The 23722-nt window shown below is 58.4% G+C and carries 18 protein-coding genes and 2 pseudogenes; 14 read left to right on the top strand and 6 right to left on the bottom strand.

What is annotated here, in order from left to right:
- Nucleotide 1 precedes the first annotated feature (1 nt).
- From ntrB to BLM14_RS28615, 6 genes are read left to right on the top strand one after another with little or no spacing between them, the layout of a single operon-like run.
- Nucleotides 2-895, top strand: a complete 894-nt coding sequence (ntrB, locus tag BLM14_RS28640; RefSeq protein WP_100003457.1) for a nitrate ABC transporter permease — start codon at nt 2-4, stop codon at nt 893-895.
- Nucleotides 896-905: 10 nt separating this feature from the next.
- On the top strand, nt 906-1703 hold the full coding sequence (locus BLM14_RS28635; protein ID WP_100003456.1) for an ABC transporter ATP-binding protein: 798 nt from the start codon (nt 906-908) through the stop codon (nt 1701-1703).
- A gap of 13 nt (nt 1704-1716) precedes the next feature.
- Nucleotides 1717-4170: a nitrite reductase large subunit NirB gene (nirB, locus tag BLM14_RS28630; RefSeq protein ID WP_100003649.1), complete on the top strand. Its 2454-nt coding sequence runs from the start codon at nt 1717-1719 to the stop codon at nt 4168-4170.
- A 5-nt stretch (nt 4171-4175) separates the two neighbouring features.
- Nucleotides 4176-4508 (top strand): nitrite reductase small subunit NirD, encoded by a 333-nt coding sequence (nirD, locus tag BLM14_RS28625; RefSeq protein ID WP_100003455.1) that lies wholly within the window; start codon nt 4176-4178, stop codon nt 4506-4508.
- A 5-nt stretch (nt 4509-4513) separates the two neighbouring features.
- A complete protein-coding gene (locus tag BLM14_RS28620) occupies nt 4514-7180 on the top strand; it encodes a nitrate reductase (protein WP_100003454.1) in 2667 nt (888 codons plus the stop codon).
- The gene (locus BLM14_RS28615) at nt 7152-8090 is read left to right on the top strand and encodes an NAD(P)-dependent oxidoreductase (protein WP_100003453.1); all 939 of its coding nucleotides are present in this window, start codon (nt 7152-7154) and stop codon (nt 8088-8090) included. The genes BLM14_RS28620 and BLM14_RS28615 overlap by 29 nt, the downstream gene beginning before the upstream one ends.
- Nucleotides 8091-8145: 55 nt before the next feature.
- On the opposite strand, the gene BLM14_RS28610 is transcribed toward BLM14_RS28615, so the two are convergent.
- On the bottom strand, nt 8146-8478 hold the full coding sequence (locus tag BLM14_RS28610) for a hypothetical protein (RefSeq protein ID WP_100003452.1): 333 nt from the start codon (nt 8476-8478) through the stop codon (nt 8146-8148).
- A 177-nt stretch (nt 8479-8655) separates the two neighbouring features.
- Here BLM14_RS28610 and BLM14_RS28605 point away from each other — a divergent pair, with 177 nt between their 5' ends.
- From BLM14_RS28605 to BLM14_RS28570, 8 genes are all read left to right on the top strand, one after another.
- Nucleotides 8656-9393: a GntR family transcriptional regulator gene (locus BLM14_RS28605; protein WP_100003648.1), complete on the top strand. Its 738-nt coding sequence runs from the start codon at nt 8656-8658 to the stop codon at nt 9391-9393.
- Nucleotides 9394-9452: 59 nt separating this feature from the next.
- On the top strand, nt 9453-10559 hold the full coding sequence (locus BLM14_RS28600) for a mandelate racemase/muconate lactonizing enzyme family protein (RefSeq protein WP_100003451.1): 1107 nt from the start codon (nt 9453-9455) through the stop codon (nt 10557-10559).
- Between the two features lies 1 nt (nt 10560).
- Nucleotides 10561-11745 (top strand): mandelate racemase/muconate lactonizing enzyme family protein, encoded by a 1185-nt coding sequence (locus BLM14_RS28595; protein WP_100003450.1) that lies wholly within the window; start codon nt 10561-10563, stop codon nt 11743-11745.
- Between the two features lie 173 nt (nt 11746-11918).
- On the top strand, nt 11919-13580 hold the full coding sequence (locus BLM14_RS28590) for an ABC transporter substrate-binding protein (protein ID WP_100003647.1): 1662 nt from the start codon (nt 11919-11921) through the stop codon (nt 13578-13580).
- 133 nt (nt 13581-13713) lie between these two features.
- Nucleotides 13714-14604: an ABC transporter permease gene (locus BLM14_RS28585; RefSeq protein WP_162293272.1), complete on the top strand. Its 891-nt coding sequence runs from the start codon at nt 13714-13716 to the stop codon at nt 14602-14604.
- Nucleotides 14601-15482 (top strand): ABC transporter permease, encoded by an 882-nt coding sequence (locus tag BLM14_RS28580; RefSeq protein ID WP_100003448.1) that lies wholly within the window; start codon nt 14601-14603, stop codon nt 15480-15482. The genes BLM14_RS28585 and BLM14_RS28580 overlap by 4 nt, the downstream gene beginning before the upstream one ends.
- Entirely contained in the window at nt 15475-17517 is a 2043-nt protein-coding gene (locus tag BLM14_RS28575; RefSeq protein ID WP_100003447.1) for a dipeptide ABC transporter ATP-binding protein, read from the top strand. Before BLM14_RS28580 ends, BLM14_RS28575 begins: the two co-directional genes overlap by 8 nt.
- Nucleotides 17514-18545: an Ldh family oxidoreductase gene (locus BLM14_RS28570; RefSeq protein ID WP_100003446.1), complete on the top strand. Its 1032-nt coding sequence runs from the start codon at nt 17514-17516 to the stop codon at nt 18543-18545. Before BLM14_RS28575 ends, BLM14_RS28570 begins: the two co-directional genes overlap by 4 nt.
- Before the next feature lie 162 nt (nt 18546-18707).
- On the opposite strand, the pseudogene BLM14_RS28565 reads toward BLM14_RS28570, so the two are convergent.
- The 5 genes and pseudogenes from BLM14_RS28565 to BLM14_RS28550 all read right to left on the bottom strand — a co-directional run bounded on the left by BLM14_RS28565 (nt 18708) and on the right by BLM14_RS28550 (nt 23660).
- A pseudogene (locus tag BLM14_RS28565) lies at nt 18708-19727 on the bottom strand (IS30 family transposase).
- Nucleotides 19728-19843: 116 nt separating this feature from the next.
- Complete coding sequence (locus BLM14_RS31385; protein WP_157929632.1) at nt 19844-20017, bottom strand: hypothetical protein; 174 nt, start codon at nt 20015-20017, stop codon at nt 19844-19846.
- A gap of 148 nt (nt 20018-20165) precedes the next feature.
- A pseudogene (locus tag BLM14_RS28560) lies at nt 20166-21428 on the bottom strand (cytochrome c biogenesis protein DipZ); the annotation flags it as partial.
- A 172-nt stretch (nt 21429-21600) separates the two neighbouring features.
- On the bottom strand, nt 21601-22923 hold the full coding sequence (locus BLM14_RS28555) for an ATP-binding protein (protein WP_100003445.1): 1323 nt from the start codon (nt 22921-22923) through the stop codon (nt 21601-21603).
- A complete protein-coding gene (locus BLM14_RS28550) occupies nt 22920-23660 on the bottom strand; it encodes a response regulator (protein ID WP_100003444.1) in 741 nt (246 codons plus the stop codon). The genes BLM14_RS28555 and BLM14_RS28550 overlap by 4 nt, the downstream gene beginning before the upstream one ends.
- Nucleotides 23661-23722: the final 62 nt, after the last annotated feature.

Below are 23722 nucleotides of genomic sequence, written 5' to 3'. Positions count from 1 at the left end.
CATGACAGCCAGCCCCGTTCGGATCAACCCGAAAGACCAGCCACATATACCAGCAAAGGTCGTAACGTTGACCACTCCTAAAAAAACCGTTGCGCGGCGGGCTCTTCCGCAGTGGCTTACCTCTTTGACAGGACATGTCGTGCCGCCGCTCATCACGCTGGCATTTTTGCTGGTATTCTGGGAGATCATCTGTTCGTCACCGACAGCGAGCATTCCCGCCCCTTCGCGCGTTGTTTCCGAAACCTGGGAATTGATCGCTCATCCGTTCTATGTGGGGCAGGGCATTGATCAAGGCCTTTTCTGGCACATTTTCGCCAGCCTCAGACGCGTGGCCCTTGGCTACTGTCTTGCGGCGGTTGTCGGGATTGCGCTTGGAACATTGGTTGGTCAAAGCCAATGGGCCATGCGCGGTCTTGATCCGATCTTCCAGGTGCTGCGCACGGTGCCGCCGCTCGCGTGGCTGCCGCTGTCCTTGGCCGCATTCAAGGACGGCAATCCGTCGGCAATCTTCGTGATCTTCATCACTGCGATATGGCCGATCATAATCAACACGGCGGTGGGTATCCGCAATATTCCGCAAGACTACCTGAATGTTGCGAAAGTGCTGCGGCTCAACCAGTTCGAGTATTTTACCAAGATCATGATCCCGGCCGCGGCGCCTTATATTTTCACTGGCCTGCGCATCGGTATCGGCCTGTCATGGCTGGCCATCGTCGCTGCTGAAATGCTCATCGGCGGTGTCGGCATCGGGTTCTTCATCTGGGACGCCTGGAATTCGTCGCGCATCAGCGACATCATTCTCGCCCTCATCTACGTCGGTATCGTCGGTTACTTGCTCGATCGCACCATCGCCTTCGTTGCCAAAGCCGTTACCCGCAACACCGCAAGCGCTTAAGGATAATATCATGTCAAAACCCTATCTCTCGCTTGAACAGATCGACATGGTGTTCAGCCGTGGTGGCACCAGTACGCAGGTTCTGAACCAGGTTTCCCTGACTGTCGAAAAAGGCGAATACATTTCGATCATTGGCCATTCCGGCTGCGGAAAATCCACGCTGCTCAACATCGTGGCGGGTCTGACGGAGGCAACGCGCGGTGTGGTTTTTCTTGAAGGCAATGTAGTCGATGCGCCCGGACCGGACCGCGCTGTGGTGTTTCAGAACCATTCCCTGCTGCCTTGGCTGACAGTCTATGAAAACGTCAAGCTTGCGGTCGACAAGGTGTTCTCATCGACCAAGAGCCGGGCGGAACGGCATGAATGGACCATGCGCAATCTCGAACTGGTGCAGATGGTTCACGCCAAGGACAAGCGTCCGTCGGAGGTGTCCGGCGGCATGAAGCAGCGCGTCGGCATTGCACGAGCCCTTGCGATGGAGCCGAAAGTCCTGCTGCTCGATGAACCCTTCGGCGCGCTCGACGCCCTGACCCGCGCGCATCTGCAAGATCAGGTCATGCAGATCCATGCCGAACTCGCCAATACGGTGCTGATGATCACCCACGACGTGGACGAGGCGGTGCTTCTGTCCGACCGTATCGTCATGATGACCAACGGACCTTCAGCCAGGATCGGAGAGATCCTCGATGTCCCGCTGGCGCGCCCGCGCCGCCGCATCGAGCTGGCGTCTGATACCACCTATATCCGCTGCCGCTCGGCAGTGTTGAAGTTCCTCTATGAGCGTCACCGGCTTGTGGAGGCCGCGTGAGATGGGAGCAATCATGAAAAAGCAGAAACTCGTTGTGATCGGCAATGGCATGGCGCCGGGACGGGCGCTTGAGCATCTGCTTGAACTCGCGCCCGATGCCTATGACGTAACAATTTTCAATGCGGAACCGCGCGTCAATTATGACCGGATCATGCTGTCGCCGGTGCTTTCCGGCGAGAAGGAATTCGAGGAAATCATCATCCATGGCGATGGCTGGTACATCAAGCATGATATTACGCTCTACAAGGGTCACAAGGTCATCAACATCGATCGTGAGGCAAAGACCGTCACCTCCGATGCCGGAACAACCGAGCCCTACGACAAGCTCCTGATCGCCACCGGGTCAGTGCCGTTCATACTGCCCCTGCCAGGCAAGGATCTTCCCGGTGTTCTGACCTATCGCGACCTCGACGATGTCAACGCCATGCTGCTTGCCGCGCAGTCGCGGGCGAGGGCGATTGTCATTGGTGGCGGGCTGCTCGGTCTCGAAGCAGCAGCGGGCCTCAAATCGCGTGGCATGGACGTTACCGTCTTGCATGTCATGCCGACGCTGATGGAGCGTCAGCTTGACCCGGCCGCGGGCTATCTCCTGGAAAAGGCCGTTGAACAGCGCGGCATCCGCGTCATGACCAAGGCCAGCACCAAGGAGATTATTGGTGAAAAGAAGGTCGAGGGAGTGCTGCTCGCTGACGGCACGATCATCCCGGCTGATCTGGTTGTCATGGCTGTGGGCATTCGCCCCAATGGAGCGCTTGCCAAGGAGGCCGGACTGGAGGTCAATCGCGGTATCGTTACGGATGCTGGAATGCGCACTTCCGATCCCGATATATTCTCTATCGGCGAATGCGCGGAAGTCGGAGGCCAATGCTACGGTCTTGTTGCGCCCCTCTATGAAATGGCGCGGGTGGCGGCGGCACAACTGGCCGGCACGAGCGATGCAGCTTTCGTCCACAGCGAGACACCGACCAAGCTGAAAGTCACGGGCATCAACCTGTTCTCGGTCGGCGATCTTGGCGAGGGCGACGACCGGCAGGAGATCGTCCTGCGCGATGCGGCAGCGGGCGTCTACAAGCGTCTCGTGCTGAAAGATGATCGCATCATCGGCACCGTGCTCTACGGCGAAACCTCCGATGGTGCATGGTTCCATGATCTTACCAAGAAGCGCACCGACATTTCCGAGATGCGCGATACCCTGATTTTCGGCCAATCCTATCAGGGAGGGTCCCCCCTGGACCCTATGGCGGCCGTTGCAGCCTTGCCAGATGATGCAGAAATCTGCGGTTGCAACGGCGTTTGTAAAGGTAAAATCACCGGTGCAATCACCGGAAAAGGGCTGACATCGCTCGACGATGTACGCGCCCATACCAAGGCCTCCGCTTCGTGCGGAAGCTGTACAGGTCTCGTCGAACAGCTTCTGTCGCTGACGCTTGGCGATACCTACAATCCCTCCGCAGTGACGCCCATGTGCAGCTGCACGAGCCTCGGCCATGACGATGTCCGCCGTCTGATCAAGGCGAAGCAGCTGAAGTCAATTCCGGAAGTCATGCAGGAACTCGAATGGAAGACCTCCTGCGGCTGCGCCAAGTGCCGCCCGGCGCTGAACTACTATCTTGTGGCAGACTGGCCGGACGAATATGCGGACGATTATCAGTCGCGCTTCATCAATGAACGGGTTCACGCCAATATCCAGAAGGACGGCACCTATTCGGTCGTGCCGCGCATGTGGGGCGGAGTAACCAATTCCAAGGAACTGCGCGCCATTGCCGATGTCGTCGACAAATTCGACATACCTGCAGTGAAGGTAACGGGTGGCCAGCGCATCGACATGCTGGGCATCAAGAAAGAAGATCTGCCGGCTGTCTGGGCTGATCTCGGCAAGGCCGGGTTCGTGTCGGGTCAGGCCTATGCCAAAGGCCTGCGTACAGTGAAGACCTGCGTCGGCACGGACTGGTGCCGTTTCGGTACGCAGGATTCTACCGGTCTCGGCATCCGCATCGAGAAGTTCATGTGGGGGTCCTGGACGCCCGCCAAGGTCAAGATGGCTGTCTCCGGCTGTCCGCGCAATTGCGCCGAAGCAACCTGCAAGGATGTCGGCATCATCTGCGTCGATTCGGGCTACGAGATCCATTTCGCCGGGGCCGCCGGTCTCGATATCAAGGGCACCGAGGTTCTGGGTCTGGTGAAAACCGAGGACGAGGCGCTGGAGCATGTCGTGGCGTTGACGCAGATGTACCGCGAGCAGGGCCGCTATCTCGAGCGCATCTACAAATGGGCAAAGCGCGTCGGCCTGGACGAAATTCGCCGCCAGATCATGGGCGACGCGCAAAAGCGCAAGGCCTATTTCGAGCGGTTTGTCTTCAGCCAGAAATTCGCCCAGGTCGACCCATGGTCGGAGCGTGTGTCGGGTGTCGACAAACATGAATTCCAGCCCATGGCCACCATTGACTTTCACCAGGCAGCGGAGTGAGTGTCATGAATGACTGGATTGAAATCGGATCGATCAACGATATTCCTCGCCGGGGCGCGCGCTGCGTAAAGACCCCACAAGGCAAGATCGCCGTCTTTCGTACCATGGAAGATCAGATTTTCGCCATTGACGACCATTGTCCGCACAAGGGCGGACCGCTCAGCCAGGGCATTGTGCACGGAGCCGCGGTGACGTGTCCGCTGCACAATTGGGTGATTTCCCTCGAAACCGGCAAGGCACTCGGCGCCGACGAGGGAAGCGTCAAGACCATTGCCATCAAGCTCGATGGTGACCGGATCCTGGCGCTGCTCGAACTTGCCGCCGTGGCGGCGGAATAGACTGCATGGAAAGCATATCTCCCAAAAGCGTTCGCACCACCTGCCCATATTGCGGGGTAGGCTGCGGCGTTCTCGCCACCAGGGAGGAGAGCGGAGCCATTGGCATTGCGGGTGACCCCCATCACCCCGCCAATTTCGGGCGTCTTTGCTCGAAAGGCTCCGCTCTTGGCGAGACCGTCGATCTCGACGCAAGGCTGATCGAGCCGCAAATTGACGGCATGCCTGCAAGCTGGGACGCGGCGCTTGATCTGGTAGCAGACCGCTTCGCAGAAACGATCAGGGAGCATGGGCCTGACAGTGTTGCGTTCTACGTTTCCGGTCAGCTTTTGACGGAAGACTACTATGTTGCCAACAAGCTGATGAAGGGTTTCATCGGTTCCGCCAATATCGACACCAACTCGCGTCTGTGCATGTCCTCTTCCGTGGCCGGGCATCGCCGTGCCTTTGGGTCGGATACTGTCCCAGGAACTTATGAGGATCTGGAACTGGCCGATCTCATCGTGCTCACCGGTTCCAATCTGGCCTGGTGCCATCCGGTGCTTTACCAGCGTATCGCAGCAGCAAAAGCCAGGCGCCCGCACATGCGCGTCGTACTCATCGACCCGCGCCGGACCATGACCGCAGATATTGCCGACGTGCATCTGAAGATCAAACCGGACGGAGATACGGCACTGTTTGTCGGGCTGCTTGGGTTTCTTGCCGCCCAAGGGGCGGTGGACCGAGGCTATGTCGATCGACACACGTCTGGCTTCGACGCGGCATTGGCGATCGCCAAGAGCCATGATCTGCGCAACATTTCCGCGCGAACAGGACTTTCCCCAGAGGAATTGCGGGACTTCTTCACCCTGTTCACGCAGACCGAGCGTTGCGTGACGGTCTATAGTCAGGGCGTGAACCAATCCACGAGCGGAACCGACAAGGTCAACGCCATTATCAACTGCCATCTCGCGACAGGCCGCATAGGCCGTCCCGGCATGGGGCCGTTTTCCGTTACCGGCCAGCCCAATGCCATGGGAGGGCGCGAGGTCGGCGGCCTCGCCAATATGCTGGCAAGCCATATGCATCTGGAAGACGAAGATCATCGACAGCTGGTTCAGGGTTTCTGGGCTTCGCCAACGATCGCCTCCAAGCCGGGGCTTAAGGCTGTTGATCTCTTCAATGCGGTACGGGAAGGAAAGGTCAAGGCGCTGTGGATCATGGCGACCAATCCGGTCGATTCAATGCCGGAAGCCGATCTGGTCGTGAAGGCGCTGAAAGCCTGTCCTTTCGTCGTGGTCTCCGACATCAATGCGGCGACCGATACGACGTGCCATGCCCATGTGCTTCTGCCCGCAGCCGGTTGGGGCGAAAAGGACGGTACGGTCACCAATTCCGAACGGCGGATCAGCCGGCAGCGGCCCTTCCTGCCGCTGCCCGGCAAGGCGAGGCCGGATTGGTGGATCATCACGCAAGTGGCCAGGCGCATGGGTTTTGCGGCAAGCTTTGCCTATGAAAGCCCATCGCAGATATTTGCCGAGCATGCGGCCCTATCGGGAACCGGTAACCGGGGCAGCCGGGATTTCGACATCAGCGCCCATGCTGCCATATCCGGTGAGGACTATGACACTCTGCAACCATTTCAGTGGCCGCAAGGGCAGGGGGAACCAGCAACCGAGCAACGTTTTTTTGCTGAAGGGGACTTCTATACGCAGGACCGTCGCGCTCGCCTTGTCGCAGTGCATCCTGCGAATGACGAAGCGACCGACCCCCGACATCCCTTTGTCTTGAACACGGGCCGTATCCGGGATCACTGGCACACGATGACGCGCACGGGAAAGAGCGCGCGCCTATCCGGTCATTTCGCCGAGCCCTTCGCCGAGATACATCCACTCGACGCTGCCGAGCAGGGCCTTGGCGACGCCACCCTGGTAAGGCTCACAAACGACCATGGCACAATTATCGTCCGGGCGCTGCTCACGGACCGGCAGGCGCGGAGCAATGTCTTCGTGCCCATGCACTGGACGGGGCAGTTTGCCAGCAAGGCGCGGGTCGATACTCTGGTGACAGCAAACGTCGATCCAGTTTCCGGTCAGCCGGCGCTCAAAATGGCACAAGTTGCCGTCAGGCCATTTCAGGCAAACTGGTATGGCTTTGCGGTCATGCGCGTAAAGCCTGCATGTGTGGAAGATTATTGGGCGCTCGCGCGAACAAAAGGCGGCTTCCGGCTTGAGCTGGCAAGCTGCGCGGAACCCGAGGACTGGAGCGCCTATGCTCAACAACTGTTCCGCACCGGCGCCGAGGTGCCGCTGCTTGCCTATCACGACCATCGGCAGGGCCAGCACCGCATCGCAATGTTCGAGGGCGAGACGCTTGCCGGCGTGCTCTTTGTGGCGCGCGAACCGGTCACCGTTTCGCGTAGCTGGGCGAGTGAACAGCTGACACGGCAATTCACCGACGCGCATCAGCGATTTCAGCTTCTGGCGGGAAGGCCCGGCAAGGACATGCCCGACAAGGGCGCAATCGTCTGCGCGTGTTTTTCGGTTGGAAAAAACGAGATTGCGGCGGCGGCCCTGAGTGGCAGCCATACCGTGGAAGCCATTGGGAAGACGCTGAAAGCCGGAACCAATTGCGGCTCCTGCCGCGCCGAGATCAGGGGTATAATCGATGCAAATATTGTCAAAGCCGCAGAGTAATCCCCTTCCAGCGAGCATTGGCAGCCTGGCTGTGCTGCCGGTCTTCTTCAATCTCAGAGGCAGGCGCGCACTTCTCGTTGGCGGCAGCGCAGCAGCGACATGGAAAGCCGAATTGCTGGCAGCTGCAGGCGCGGAAGTTCATGTATATGCGCGGGTGTTGAGCGAAGAAATGTCGGCGCTGATTTCCGCGTTGTCGCTCGTTCATCATCCACGTGACTGGTGCCCGACAAGCTTTGAGAACGCGGCAATCGCCGTCGCCGATTCGCCCACGGACGAGGACGCGCGCAACTTTCTCCACGCGGCCGTTGAGGCGGGTGTCCCATGCAACGTGATCGACCGTCCTGACTTCTGCCAGTTCCAATTTGGCTCGATCGTCAATCGTTCGCCGGTGGTGATCGGTATCTCGACCGACGGAGCAGCACCCATTCTCGGTCAGGCACTCCGGCGGCGCATCGAAGCACTTCTGCCAGCCTCGCTTTCGAGTTGGGCACGCTTGGCGAAAGCCGTGCGCGGTCAAATCAGTGATCTCTTGAAACCGGGCGCGCAACGCCGCCGCTTCTGGGAAGAATTTGTCGATCGCGCCTTCTCTTCGGGCACCGCGCCAAATGAACTGACGCTGATGAATTCGGCGCATATGATTGCTGCCGCCACTCCGGCGAGCAGACCTGTGGCCAGCATTACGGTCGAGTCCGATGAACCCGAATTGCTGACACTGCGGGCTGTACGGGCAATGCAGATGGCCGACGTGATCTTGTTCGACAGGTTTGTTGCAGTTGCGGTTCTGGAACTTGGCCGCCGCGAGGCTGTAAGGGTCTGCATAAGTGAGGATATGGATCACAGTCTTCTGGCAGAAAAATTTCGGTCAGACGGCAAACACGTGGTCATCGTACGGAGTTCCCTTGCTGATTAGATAGCTCTTCTGCCGCAGAGATTTCCACGGTACACCCGAATGTACCGCATCAATCTCATTTCGCTACGGATCCGAACGTTATCAAACCAACAGCTATGACGGCGAACACGATCCCGAACGATTGGATCAAGGGGAGCCTTTCGCCAAAGAAGGTGAGGGCAATCAGATTTACCGCAATGAGCTGGATGACCGCGGACAGGCTGAAGGCCGAAGCCATTCCAAACTCGCGTACCAGTCGCAGCATGATGAGATTGCCTGCCGAATATAACAGGATTGTCAGGATCAATTTGACGGTGCTTGGTCCGAGGGCCCAGGACTTCGCACATGTTGCAGCGAGCAGGAAGATCACCGTCGAAGCGGTCAACTGTAAGAAGCCGGTTAGTGTCACGTCAGTCTCCGGTAAGGAAAGCGAGGCATGTGCGCGCGCTGCTATAAATCAGAAAAGGCTTGGCTGCGATAGGCACGTCAGCAATGACGGCTAAATCCAATCGCAACCTTTGAATCCAGTATTGCTATATTGTCGACAATCTGATTTCCTGCATCTGCATACAGGATTTCAGTCATGATGAGCAAGACCGATTTTGATCCGATTGTCGATACGACCCGCCGCGCTGAGATTGTCACACTGCTCAAGCGGGCGATTCTCACGGGCAAGCTGGAGCCCGGGCAGAAGCTGAACGAGCTTCGTATTTCCGAGCAGATGCGTGTCAGCCGCGCGCCCTTGCGCGAAGCAATGCGGGAACTGGTTCAGGAGGGTATCCTGACCAGCATCCCCTATGCGGGAACTTTTGTCATCGAAGTGACCGCCAAGGATATCGAGGACGCCTATTCGCTCAACCAGGTGCTCGATGAATTTGCCATCGAGAAGACGTGGCCGAACAGGACGGACCAGTTTTTTGATGAACTCGATCGCCGGCATGATGCGGTCAAACAGGCGACGCTCGCTGTCGACACGACCCGCCAGATCGAGACCGCGCTGCAACTGCATGGGTTGATCTATGAATGGGCCGACAATGCGTTGCTGCTCGACACATGGCAGCGACTGACCAGCCGGCTTCAAATGTATTTTGCTTTGCATCAGCGCGCGCGCAACGAGCCGGTTCCATCCCTCGATGTTCATGAAGAATATGTGCGCCTGCTCAAAGGGCGCGATATGAAGGCCGCCCAGTGCCATGCCCGTGAGCATATTGCCCTCGACTTCGAGGAACTGGTCGCTTTTGCAGCAAGTCTCGAAAAGCGGAACGGCGGTAGCAAGACACCTGACGGGCGTAACGGAGCTAAGCAGAAACCCATCGACCCCTGATCGCTCCCCACGCCCCATTCGGCCCCGCTTTCTGTTTACCAGTCATAGGATCGTACGCCGTGCATATCAACACCATAAAAGCCTACCGCGTCATGCAGCCTTTTGTTGATGGCCGTTACAACATGTCCAAGGGGCGCGGCGCGGAGGGGTTCGATGCTGTTCTGGTATCGGTCACCTCTGACACCGGACTCACTGGATGGGGTGAAATGGCACCGCTCGGCAATTTCTATTCCGCTGCGTTCGCCGCGGGGGCGCAGGCGGGCGTCGCCGAAATAGCACCTCATCTTCTCGGACAGGATCCGCGCGCACTGACCCGCCTAAACAGGTTGATGGACACTGTGTTCAAGGGCCATCCCTATATCAAATCCGCGCTCGATATGGCTTGTTCGGATCTGACCGCCCGCGCGGCCGACGTGCCGCTTGTGACGATGTTCGGTGGCCAGGAAAGCGACATGGCGGATCTGTACAGGGTCGTCACGCATGGCTCGGTCGAGGTGATGATTGCCAATGCAAAGCGAATAGTCTCCGAAGGCTTTCATCGTCTGCAGGTCAAGGTGGGCGGCAAGGTTCACGACGATATTGAACGGGTTGCCGCTGTTGCAGCGTCCGTTCCCAAAGGCACGGTGATCTTTTGCGATGCCAATGCCGGGTGGTCGGCTTATCAGGCGCGGCAGTTCGTCGATGCAACCCGGGAAATCGACTACACGATGGAACAGCCCTGCGTCTCTATCGACGACTGCCTTTCGGTCAGGCGCTCCCTCAACAAACCCATGATTCTTGATGAGTCCGTCACATCGCTTGAGGAAATGCTGGACATTCATCGCAAGGGCGCAGCGGATGGGCTGACGTTGAAGATTTCTCGTCTGGGAGGCGTAACAAAGACCCGCCAGATCCGTGATCTTGCTGTCGATCTCGGCTTCATGGTCACCGTCGAGGATACCGGCGGAGCCGAAGTCGATACCGCCGCAATGGCGCATCTTTCGCTTTCGACGCCCGAGGAACGGCGATTGCACGCGATTGCCTTTCACGAATGGGTCACGGTCCGCACCGCCAGGAACACGCCGCCCGTTATTGGCAGCCGCATGGGTATCCCGGATGGCCCCGGCCTTGGTATTGACGTCGATCCCGGGCTGCTCGGCGCGCCTTTCCTAGACCTGAGCCATTGATATGAAAATTCGCCGTATCACTGCGACACCGATCAATCTGACCCTTGAAGCTCCCTATGTCTGGGTATTCGGGGAACTGGACGGCTTTTCGCCGACGATCGTCGAAGTCGAGACCGAGGATGGATTGATCGGCCTCGGTGAGGCGCCGAGCGCCGCGGCGGCTGCCATCATTAGAGACGTGCTGGCGTCGAGGCTGATCGGACGCGACGCGTTCGATATAGCCGGCGCTGAAAATGTCTGCCTGCCGTACTGGACCGGCGTTCAGAGCATCAACGACCGCAATCGCATCATGGCATTCGGTGCAATCGAAATGGCACTATGGGATCTGCGCGGCAAGGCGTGGAACCAGCCGCTTTACCAGCTGCTCGGTGGCGCGGTGCGTAAAGCGATACCCTTTACCGATTATTTCTCGCTGCGCGGAGACGGGCCGGACACGATTGGTGAAAAAACCCCGGAAGAAGTTGCCGATTATTGTGTCGAACTGCACGAGACGTATGGGACTACCTTCTTTGAGGGAAAGTTCTCCACAGAAGATCCGAAGATATCGCTGCGAGTGATCGAGCTGATCCGCAAGAAACTCGGTGACGATGTGATGCTGCGGATCGATTCCAACCAGGCTTATTCACTTGCAACCGCGCGACAACTTGTGCGACCGTTGGAAGAACTGAACGTTCGCAATTGGGAAGATCCAGTCGCAACAATCGAGGAAATGCGTGAATTGCGCCGCCATTGTTCGATACCGTTCTCAACACACAATATCGACATTGCCCGTGCCGTCGAATTGCGGGTTCCGGATGCGATTGTCGGCAATCCGGCCGTTCACGGCGGAATCGGTCGGCTCATCCGTTTCATCGGCGCATGTGAACATGCCGCCATCGATTTCTGGTGCTATAGTGGCGACTCCGGCATCGGGAGCGCCGCCTATCTTCATCTGTGCGCGGCATTAGGCTGGATCAGGGAGCCGAACCAGTCGCTGTTTCGCATGCAGACGACCGATATCATCGAAGGCGGGCCGTTTTCACCGCTGAACAATGTCGTCCCAGTGCCAGAAGGTCCCGGCTTGGGTGTAACACTGGCGCGAGACAAACTGGCCGCCTGTCACCGGGATTACATGGAACGCGGGCCAAAGAACAAATATCACAACCCGGCAAGTCCGGGGACCTATCGGCGTCTGCCGCTGAATTGACGGGAGGACGTTAGTTTGATGCCAGTCCGGCAAAAGACCGGACAGCAAGGTGACCGGAGGAAATGGCATTCCAATGTTTGTCGGTTACGGACGGTCCGACAACTCAGCGACAAGGAGCGCTGATGAACCTCTCGTCCGGCAAGAACCAGAACACAGGGGAAAGAGCAGAAGCCATGAAGAACTACAAGATTCTCGACATTCTCCGGCGTGGCCGGACTGATCTCGAAAACCATCTGATCGACGGTCTCGTGGACGGCAGGGTCAGCCGCCGCGAATTCATTCGTCACGGGAGCCTGCTGGGTCTGTCGCTGCCTTTCCTTGGAAGCGTCGGCTTTGCAGCAGGGTTCGGGGGGATGCCAAGCCTCGCCCGCGCACAGGGAACGCCCGGTGCAACCATTCGTGTGGCCAGCAGTGTTCCCGCCGCGGCCATAGAGCCCGTCAGCGTTGCCGACGCCGGCGGTCTTTTGATGCTGCAACAGGTAGGTGAATTTCTCTGCCTTGACGGTCCCGATCTTGTCTTGAAGCCGATGCTCGCTGAAAGCTGGAAGCCGAACGACAAGGGTGACGTGTGGACCTTCACCTTGCGCAAGGGTGTGAAGTTCCATAGCGGCGCCGAAATGAAGGCTGACGATGTGGTGGCCAGCATCGACCGGCTGGCTGATCCAGCCAATTCTTCGAATGCCTTGTCGGTTTTCACTGGGTATCTGCAGAAGGGCGCGACAAAGAAGATCGACGACTACACGGTAGAGTTCCATCTCGATGCGCCGAACGGCAATTTCCCCTATATGGTGTCGTCGGACAATTACAACGCGATCATTATTCCGGCTGACTACAAGGGCGATTTTGAAAAGAACTTCAACGCGACCGGACCGTTCAAGCTTGAGAAGTACACGCCGAAAGTAGGCGCCTCATTCGTCAGAAACGACGACTACTGGGGTGAGAAGGCCCTGCCTGACCGGACGGAGTTCACCTTCTTCGCCGATATCCAGCCGATGATCCTGGCGCTTCAGGGCAGGCAGGTGGATGTTATCAACCAGCTTCCGGTTCTGGCCGGCGTCGGCCTGCTCAACGATCCCAACGTCGAAATTCTCAGTCTCAAATCCGTTGCGCACCACCAGGTGCACATGCGGTGCGACATGGATCCCTTCAAGGATGCGCGGGTGCGCCGTGCTATTGCACTCAGCATCGACCGGAACAAACTGCAGAAGGGTTTGATGCGCGGCCGTGCATCATTGGGCAATGACAGTCCGTTCGCTCCGGTGTTCCCTTCGACGGACACAAGTGTTGCGCAGCGGCAGCAGGACCTGACGCAGGCCAAGCAATTGATGGAGGCAGCGGGCGCCGGCAAGGGTTTCAAAGTCACGCTGACGACGGAACGCTATCTGGAGATTCCGGAATACGCAGTGCTCATCCAGAATGCGGTCAAGGAAATCGGGATCGATCTCGAATTGAACATCCTTGATCAGGGAGCCTATTATGGCGATGCCGTCTTCGGTAAATCGAACTGGCTCGACTCGGTCATGGGCATTACCGACTATGGCCATCGGGGCGTTCCCAATGTCTACCTGTCGGCTCCGCTGAAGAGCGAAGGCACCTGGAATTCGGCTCACTTCAAGAACAAGGACTACGATCAGCTGGCTTCGGGCTATATCGCGGCCCTCGATCTGGAAGCCCAAAAGCAGACCGCCGGCAAGATCCAGAATCTCCTGCTTGAGGAGACGCCGGTTATCTTCGGTTACTTCTTCGACTATCTGACCGCAACCGCGAAGGGGGTAACCGGCGTACAGCCGACGGCCATGTCGCAGAACTATCTCGACCGCGCGTCGAAAGCCTGACGGGGAGGAACGGAATCCGGCAACAGCCAGCTCCATGTTTGTGGGGCTGGCTCATCAAGGAGCATAAGCCATTCTTTCCTTCCTGTTAAAGCGCATTGTCCTGTCGCTGGTTACGCTGTTTCTGCTCAGCATCATGGTGTTTCTGGGAGGCCAGGTGCTGCCCGGAAATGTTGGCCGTGCCATATTGGGACCACTTGCCGATATCCGCGCTGTTGACGCGCTCAATCATTCGCTCGGCCTGGACCGGCCACTTCTTGTGCAATACTGGGACTGGATTTCCAATTTCATCCAGGGGGATATGGGCACATCCTATATCTTCCGGGCTCCGGTGGCACCATTCGTCATCGACGCATTGGGCAATTCCATGAAGCTTGCGCTGGTTGCGTTCATCATGGTCGTGCCGTTGGGGATACTTGGCGGTATCATCGCCGCATTGAATCTCAATCGCCCCATCGACCGCATCATCAGCCTGGGGGGATTATCGGCAACGGTGCTGCCGGAATTCGTCACTGGCATCATTTTTATCCTGATCTTCGGTGTCTGGCTGAACTGGCTCCCCATTGCGGCAACCTGGCCCAAGGATGCAGGTTTCTTTACGCAGATCTATTATCTCATCCTGCCGGCCCTGCCGCTCTTTCTGGTGTTGTTCGGCTACATCGCTCGTATGGCCCGCTCCGGCATGATCGAGGCACTCGATTCCGACTATACGAGAACGGCAGTCCTGAAGGGCCTCCCCTGGCGCACCGTCATCTGGCGGCACGTCCTGCGCAACGCTCTTCTTCCGACCATCACGGTTATTGCAACGCAGACCGGCTACCTGATTGGCGGCCTTGTGGTGGTCGAGACGCTGTTTCGTTACCAGGGGATCGGCTCGCTGATCTTTACGGCAGCGCGCGGCAAGGATTTTCCGATCCTCGAGGCCGGAATTCTGACGATCGGCATCGTCTATTCGGTGGCGACGCTGGTTGCCGACATTCTCTACTCGGTGCTGAACCCGCGCATTCGATTGGGGACGGAACAATGACTGCAATCGAAATCAAGCAACCCGAACTACCCAGCGCCCCCAGCACGCGCAGTCCTGTGACCGAAGTCCTTGCTTCGCTCAGCCGTTCGGGTTCCTTCCTCTCCGGACTGACCATCGTGCTCTTCTGGGTTGTCTGTGCACTGTTCGGCGAACATTTCACCCCCTATGATCCGCTCGCCGACGATATCATCAACGCGCTCGTGCCGCCCTCTGCGGAACACTGGTTCGGCACCGATCAGCTCGGCCGGGACGTCTTTTCGCGTGTCATTGTCGGCTCGCGCGACATCCTGACCGTCGCACCGCTTGCAACGCTCCTTGCCACGCTGGCCGGTACCACGCTGGGCCTCTTTACCGGCTATTTCCGTGGTCTGGTGGACGACATCATAAGCCGCATCCTCGAAGCGTTCATGGCTATCCCTGTCGTCATCGTCGCGCTGCTTGCCATCGTTGCGCTTGGTACGTCGAAGGCCACGGTCATCATCGTCATCGGGCTCAGCTTCTCGCCGATTATTGCCCGTACTGTGCGATCTGCAGTTCTTTCCGAACGCGAACTTGACTATGTGGCAGCTGCGCAGCTGCGCCGGGAAAGCGCACTTCACACGATGTTCGTCGAAATATTGCCGAACGTGATACCGCCCATTCTCGTCGAAACGACAGTCCGGCTTGGCTATGCAATCTTTGCGGTTGCGACATTGAGTTTCATGGGCTTCGGCATCCAGCCGCCATCCCCCGACTGGGGTCTGAGCATCTCCAGCAATTACGGCATGATCGGCGGCGGGTTCTGGTGGACTGTGCTGTTCGACGCGCTGGCCATCGCATCGCTCGTCATCGGCGTCAATCTTGTCGCCGACGGGGTTCAGGGAGCTCTCAATGACTGAACCTTCCAACGCAGAGAATGCACTCGAACTGCGCAACCTGTCCGTCGCCTACCGCGTTGGCAGACGCAACAGGGCTGTCCTGCGCGACCTCAGCCTGACGATACGGCCGGGAGAAGCCTATGGCCTCGTCGGTGAGTCGGGTTGCGGAAAGTCTACTGTCGCCCTTTCTGTCGTGCGCTACCTCCCGAGAAACGGCGTAATCACCGCAGGAGAGATTTGGCTTGCCGGCCAGAATGTCATGAAACTTGACAACGAAGCGCTGCGCCGGATGCGCGCTGACAGCGTCTCGATGGTCTATCAGGATCCCGGCAAGGCGTTGAACCCGTCCATTCGCATCGGGCGTCAATTGACGGAAATTTTTGAGCTGCGCGGCATCTCCGGGCAGCTGGCGTCGGACCAGGCAATTGCCATGCTGAACCGTGTGCGCATTTCCGACCCGGTTCGGGTGATGCAGCGCTATCCGCATCAGCTTTCCGGCGGCATGCAGCAGCGCGTTGGTATCGCCATGGCCCTTGCCAATGACCCTACGATGCTGATCCTGGACGAGCCCACGACGGGTCTTGACGCGACGGTCGAGGCGGAAGTGCTCGACCTGATAGCCAAGCTGCGGCAAGAACTTTCGGCCTCGATCCTTTTCATCAGCCATAACCTCGCTGTCGTTTCGCGCATGTGTGACCGGGTGGGCGTGCTCTATGCCGGCATGCTGGTGGAGGAGGGACCCACAGAACAGGTCTTCAACGATCCTCGCCATCCCTACACGGTTGCCTTGCTGCGCTGCCTGCCGCGCGGTGGGCAGCGCAAGGACCAGATACGCCTCGACACAATTCCAGGCTTCCTGCCCGCGCCGGGGGCGAAAATCAGTGGCTGTGCTTTCGCTGATCGCTGCGCGCTCGCCGACAACCGGTGCCACAACGAACTGCCGCCACTCCATGATCTTGGGGGGCGCCTTTCCCGGTGCCACTATCACGAGAAAGCACAAATGCTTCCGCGCACAACACCGGGCAACATCGGGACGCCCGCCGTGAACGCATCGCCGGAACCTGTCCTGCGCATTGAGGGGCTCAACAAGACCTATGCCAGCCACGGCCACGCCTTGCGCGCCGTGAATGATATTTCGCTGGATCTTCTGCCCGGCCAGACGCTCGGCCTGGTCGGGGAGTCCGGCAGCGGCAAGACCACTTTCGCCCGACTGCTGCTCGGTCTCGTTCCCGCCGACACTGGCGGCGCGATGCAGCTCGAGGGCAAACCGCTGGCACCAAGGCTCGAAAGCCGGTCGGCTGATCAGGTAAAGGCGATGCAGATCGTTTTCCAGAATCCCGACTCGGCGCTCAACCGCTCCCATTCGATCCGGCATATCATGGGCAGGGCGCTGCGGACGCTGGCTGGCCTGAGGGGCGCCGCGCAACAGAAACGTCTCGTCGAACTTGTGCGTTCGGTGCGTCTGACCGAACGGCATCTGAGCGTAAAGCCACGTCAGCTTTCTGGTGGACTGAAGCAGAGGGTGGCGATCGCCCGAGCCTTTGCCGGCGATCCTCGAATTGTTGTCTGCGATGAACCAACCTCCGCACTCGACGTCTCGGTGCAGGCAGCAATTCTCAATTTGCTGGCGGATCTGCAGACGAAGGAACGTGTCAGTTATATCTTCATCTCGCATGATCTGGCCGTTGTCCGCTATCTGTCGGATCACATCGCAGTGCTGTATTTGGGCCGCATCATGGAGATTGGCCCCTCGGAACGTGTGTTCTCAGGACCGCACCATCCGTACACCGAAGCGTTGCTCTCTGCGGTTCCAAAACTGGATGAAGCCGAGCACGTCCGCGTTCGGCTTGACGGCGAGATTCCAAGTGCCATCAACCCGCCAATGGGATGCGTTTTTCATACACGGTGCCCCCGCAAGATTGGCGCCGTCTGCGAGGACCAGGAGCCGCCCCTGATCGACGCGGAACCCGGCCACAAGATCCGGTGTCACATTCCTTACGAGGAACTTGCGAGACTGCAGAAAAAGACAGAATACGCACAGGAAGTCACCCTATGAGCGATATCCGGACACTGACATTCGATGAAATTGAAGCCCTGGCGACAAAGGCCCTGATTGCCTCCAATGTCAGTGCGCAAAACGCCTCGGCAGTCGCCAGATCGATTGCGGCGGCAGAGCGCGATGGGCAAGCAATTGTCGGGCTTTCATATCTGCCGACCTATTGCGACCATGCGGCTTGCGGCAAGGTCGATGGCCATGCGCGCCCACGCCTTGAAACGCTTTCAGCCGCTGTTCTTCGAGTAGATGCCGGAACCGGCTTTGCCCATCCTGCGATTGCTCTGGGACTGCATCCGCTCACCGAAGTGGCGCGGCAGTGCGGGATCGCCGCATTGTCGGTCGGTAATTCCTATGCGTGCGGGTCCCTCGGTTACTTTGTCGAGGAATTGGCTGGGCAGGGCCTCGTTGCGCTGATGACTGCCAATGCGTCGCCGTCAATAGCGCCATTTGGCGGAAAGACGCCGTTCTTCGGCACAAATCCATTGGCATTTGGCGTCCCACGAGAAGGACGCGAGCCGCTTGTCGTCGACCAATCATCCAGCGTGGTTGCCAAGGTTGCCGTGATCGATGCCTATAATCGCGGCGCAGCGCTGCCGGATGGCTGGGCCATCGATGCGAATGGCGTGCCAACCAATGATGCGGCCGCGGCCATGGAGGGCAGCCTTTTGCCCATTGGCGGCTATAAGGGCTTCGGGCTTGCCCTGATGGTGGATATTCTCGCAGCGGGCCTTACCCGTTCCCATTGGTCCTTCGAGGCCTCATCCTTTGGCGATTGCGAAGGTGGACCACCCCGCACCGGCCAAATGATTATTGCGCTTGATCCGAAGCTGTTCGCTGGCGCTGACTTTTCAGCGCGCCTGGAAGAAATGCTCGGTGCTGCCCAGGAAACGCCGGCGGTGCGTCTTCCCGGCGATCGCCGGCTTGAAGCACGTAAGAAGCATCGGGAAGGAATTTCCGTGCCTGCAGCTGTGGTTGAAACGGTCGAACGTTATGCCCGAGAGGGCTCGCCGAAGCTTCCAAAACAGTAGGGTCTTTGAAATCGAATCCAGAATCTGAATCCCATATCTCGTTTGCGTCGAACGAAAAGGTGACACGCGGACATGTCTACTTTGCAGAAACAGGAAATTTTAACTTTGCGGGTGTGAGTTCTCGCTGAGGTGCGACTTTGGAGCATCGGCAGGCTAACGTATTCATCTCCGCCTTGCCATGACCTTTTGGCGGAAGACCTCCGCGGGTGTCCTGAAGCCCAGACATTTGCGCGGTGTCGCATTGAGATGATCGCAGACGCGACGCAGTTCGGTATCGCTGACGGCGAGCGGGTCAACCTCCCTCGAAAGCCATCTTCGGGCCCGGCGGTTGGTGTTCTCGACAGTGCCTTTCTGCCAGGGCGACTGCGGATCACAAAACCAGGTCTGCGTGCCAAGTCCGGCCTGGAGATAGGGCCAGTCGGTGAATTCGGTGCCACGGTCGAAGGTGATTGAGCGGCGGGCCGTTGCGGGCAGGGCTTCCAGCGTGCGGATCAGCCGCTCCATGATCGGCCGCGACTGCCGGTCATTGTTGCGCAGAAACACGGTAAAGCGGCTCACTCGCTCGACCAGTGAGGTGACGTTGGCTTCACCGAACTTCTTCTTGAACTGCATCAGATCGCACTCCTAATGCCCAAACTGCTGGCGCTCCCGCACAATGTCCGGCCGATGCAAAATGCTCAGATGCGGACTGAAACGGCGGCCATGGCGACGCCGGGCATGCCGCGGCCGGCGGCGCGCTCGGCGTTCCGGCAGGTGATGCCACAGCTTGATCGCCTGGCCATCCTTCGAATAGGCAAACCGGTAGATTGTCTCGTGACAGACCGTCATGCCATGCCGTCCGCCTTCCAGCTTCAGACGGCCGGCGACTTGCTCGGGCGACCAGCCATGGCGAATCCGCTCGATAATCGCCTCGCGCAGTTGCGGCAGCCGAACCAGCTTGCGTCGATTGCCCCGCCGATCCTTGGACTTCGTATCGGCGATCGGACCGTAATAACCAGCCAGTTCAAGCATCTCGGGATCATCGAAACGATTGCGCTTCAGTTCGCGAAAAATCGTTGAGCGATGCCGTCCGAGTTTCTCGGCAATAACGTCGACGCTGATCTTCGCAGCGTGCCAGCGTTCGATCTTGCGGCGTTCGTCGAGCGTGATTTGGGAGTAGGTGCGCCGAAACGGTTGATCCATGGCGATTCCTTTGTTGCGATAAGCCATTGTTATCGCTACAAAGTCGCGCTTCGAAATAGAACCCACCCGGGTACACGCCAAAAGTCACATAACATAGCTTATGGAACTGAACCTGGTTATTCGTTCAAAGACGAAACGATTTCTGAAGGCGCCACCTTGAGCGGCACATTCGATGAAGACACGTTGGCAATTATCGCTGCGACAGCCGTCGGTTCGCGCGGGTCGGTGTCATAGGCGCATGGCGATGCAAGGACTGCAATACCGACAAGGCATTTGATGGCGAACGGCATGAGAAGTCTCCTTAGAAGCGTTGGTGGCGCAATGGTTTTCCAATCGGAAGGCTGCCGCGAACATTCGCGACACCCTTCTTCAACCGGCAAAGAGTAGCTTTGAGGTTTCCCAGCTAAGCTAGCCGCGCCCGGCTTGGTTCCCTGCCTTCTGGCTTTTGGCTTCGGCCAACAGATCCTGAATGACCTTTTCGGATTGTTCGTAATCACCTTCGCCGAAATGATGGTATCTGATCTGGCCCTTGGCATCGATGAAGTAGTGGGCCGGCCAATAGCTGTTCTGAAATGCCTGCCAGATCTTGAAGTTGTTGTCGACCGCAACCGGATACCCGATCTGGAGATCCTTGATCGCCTTCTTGACGTTGTCGATCTTCTTTTCGAAGGCATATTCAGGGGCATGCACGCCGATCACCACGAGGCCCTGATCCTTGTACTTTTCCGCCCAGGCCCGAACATAGGGAACGGTGTGGATGCAATTGATGCAGGAGAACGTCCAGAAGTCGACCAGTACGACTTTGCCTCGCAGCTGTTCGGTCGTAAGCGGAGCTGAATTCAACCATTCGACGGCCCCATCGAGCGAAGGAAACTGGCGCTCAATTGGCAGATCGCTGCGAAACCCCGGATGAGGGTCGCCAGCTGCCTGCATCGTGCTGTTGCCTGCAGCCGCAGCGGGTGCAAGTTGAGGCATGTTTGAATTGAAAGCATCAAGAAGCGACTGCTCGACCTTGCTGGTACCGGAACTGGAAAGGCGGGCGAGCAGGCCGGTATCGGCACCAAGGCCGATCGCGACGACACCCGCAAGAACGGCGATACCGAGGCCGCGGCGTACCCATTCACCGGCGCCCAATGATTGTTTCATGGCGGCAAAGACCCGTCCACCGATCAGAAGGGCAATGGCGAGCGACGTCGCAGCACCCGCCGAATAGGCCACCAGAAGTAGTGTTGTCTCAACGTTCGCGCCCTGAAGAGCGGCACCCGTCAGCACCAGGCCAAGGATCGGTCCGGCACAGGGCGCCCAGAGCAAACCCGTTGCGATACCAAGAATCAGCGAGCTACTGGCAGTCGGAACTGAGCGCGGCCCACCGGTCGAATTCAAAAGCCTGTTTGCGAAGGCAACGATCGGCCGCGTCAGGACAGTGGCAAGCTGTGGCGAGACGAGCGTCACACCGAAGACGCCGAGCAGCGCGATCGCGGCGTAGCGGCCATATTCATTGGCATGGACTGCCCAGCTGCCGCCCACGGCGGCAAGCGTGGCCACTAAAGCAAAGGTAATTGCCATACCGGCAAGCATCGGCATTGTGCTTCTGACGAAAGGCTGTCCCGCACGTGCGAAGACGAAGGGTAGAACCGGAAGAATGCACGGACTGAGTATAGTCAGCACGCCTCCGAAGTAGGCAATAGCGAGAAGGGTCATCATCGTTCCCTTTGTAGGATTGATCGGGCGCCGAGGCGCAACGGCTGAACCAGCCATTGACCGCATCAAGTGGGAGCGATGTATCCCGGATGTGTCCTTATCGAGTGCAAGTGTAACGAAGTGTGGGCGGGACGCGGCCCGGTACATTGCCATACAAAGCAGGTGCTGCTTTTCAGGAAGGGATGGAGATTTCCGCCGAGAGGCCGCCACCCTGGCGGTTGCACAATTTGAGTGTGCCGCCAATTGCAAGCGCAAGCTGATGAGCAATGGCCAATCCTAGTCCAGTCCCCCCTGTTCCTCGGTTTCGGGACTGTTCGAGCCGGAAGAATGGCTGCATTACAGCTTCGAACTGGTCTTCCGGAATCCCGGGACCTCGATCGAGCACTTTTATGATCACTGACCCCTCGGCATCTCTTTGCACAAATATTTCTGCAGTGCCGCCGAACTTGAGTGCATTGTCGATGAGATTTGTGAGGATGCGGCGAAGCGCATGAGGCCGGGTCACAATTGCGCCGTCGATCTTTTCGCCCACCGTTACGGCTTTGCCTGTGTCCTGATAATCGTAAGCAAGGCTCTCAATGAAAGAGCCGACGTCGATACGAGAGGATTTCTCGGTATTTCCATGAGCGCTGCGGGCATAGGCAATCCCTTCGTGGACGAGGCGCTCGATCTCGGCCAAGTCATGGACCAGTTTTTCCTTCTCGGCGGAATCGTCTGCAAATTCGGCACGAAGCTTCATCCGTGTGATCGGCGTTTGAAGATCATGCGAGATTGCCGCAAGGATCTGTACTCTCTCCTCCAGATATTGTGCGATACGATCGCGCATTGAGTTGAAGGCTGTCGCGGCATACGCGACTTCGCTCGGCCCCGTTTCGCTCAACCGCGGCGTCTTCTTGTTCGGGTCCAGCGCATCCGCGGCGTTGGCGAGGTCCACAAGAGGACGTATGGCCAGTCGCACCGCAAACCAGCTGCAAAGAACGAGAAGAATGAGCTGCGCAAAAAGAACGTATGGCAGCCATTCAGCAACCGGCATGATCCCCGGGCGTACGTCGATCGTCAGCGGATTACCGTCGCTCAAGGTCAGATGCGCCTGAAGGCGTTTGCCATCACCCGGTATGGATTCGACCCTCAGAGGAAAACGCTGCCCGCTGGCCTCCCGTATTTTCGCAGCAATCTCGGCCCCCCGTGCGGTCATGTCAGGGACACCGGGCAAGCCGGGGCCAAGCACATATCGATAGGTCCCCCGGTCGAGCCGCGCCAGCCAATCTGGTCGCTCACCAGCCGGCAAGCGATCCAGAATGGCGATTGAGGTCGCCACATCGTTCTCCAGTGTACCAAGCATCACCGCCTTGGCCGTCATGTAGCGTTCAAGAAACAGAACGCCGAACGAAAGGCCATGCGCAATAGTTACGCCGGCGAGAAGGATCAGGAATAATCTCGACCCCAAAGTGCGGGGCCATAGTCGTAGCTGATGGAACACTGCGGTGGCGCTCATTGCCGGATCTCGGAGATTTCGACCGGCATGGAGAAGACGTAACCCTCGCTGCGAACGGTCTTGATGTACGCCGGCTCGCGCGCGTCGTCGCAAAGCCGCTGGCGCAGCCGGCTGACGAGAAGGTCGATGGACCGGTCGAACAGCTCGGCTTCGCGCCCTTGCGTGAGGTTCAAGAGCTGGTCGCGGTTGAGGACGCGCTGCGGGTGGTCAATGAACACGCGAAGCAAGCGGTATTCGGCGCCGCTGAGAGCGATGGCGGTCCCATCGCGGTCGAGCAGATGCCGGGCGGACGTGTCGAGTTGCCAGTCGCCGAAAGTCAATAATTGGCCAACCTCCGTAATCTGAAGATTGGGAGGAAGCATGCGAGTCCTACGAAGTACGGCCTTTATGCGCGCCAGCAGTTCCCGCGCTGAAAAGGGCTTTGCCAAATAGTCATCCGCCCCCATCTCCAGGCCAACTATCCGGTCGGTTTCGTCGCTCCGGGCTGTCAGCATCAGGATCGGCGTCGCCTTGTGTTTACCGGCGCGCAGCTCGCGACATAAAACCAGGCCGTCATCGCCCGGCATCATCACGTCGAGAATGATGAGATCGACGGAGTTTGCCTCAAGAAATGCCCGCATATGCCGCCCGTCTGCCGCCACAGTGACACGCAGACCATTCTTCTTCAGATAGCTTGAAACCAGTTCCCGGATTTCGCGATCGTCATCGACGATCAGGATATGGTCGATGTGATCCATCGAAAGGTGCCTCAATTCCCGTTCATGGCGCGCAGCAACATTCTACTATCTGCAGCCTGGTC

Origin of the sequence: Phyllobacterium zundukense, from assembly GCF_002764115.1 — a bacterium.
In the GTDB taxonomy this organism is placed as follows: domain Bacteria; phylum Pseudomonadota; class Alphaproteobacteria; order Rhizobiales; family Rhizobiaceae; genus Phyllobacterium; species Phyllobacterium zundukense.
Note: the sequence above shows the minus strand (reverse complement) of the source record. Positions and strands in the feature narration are given on the sequence as shown.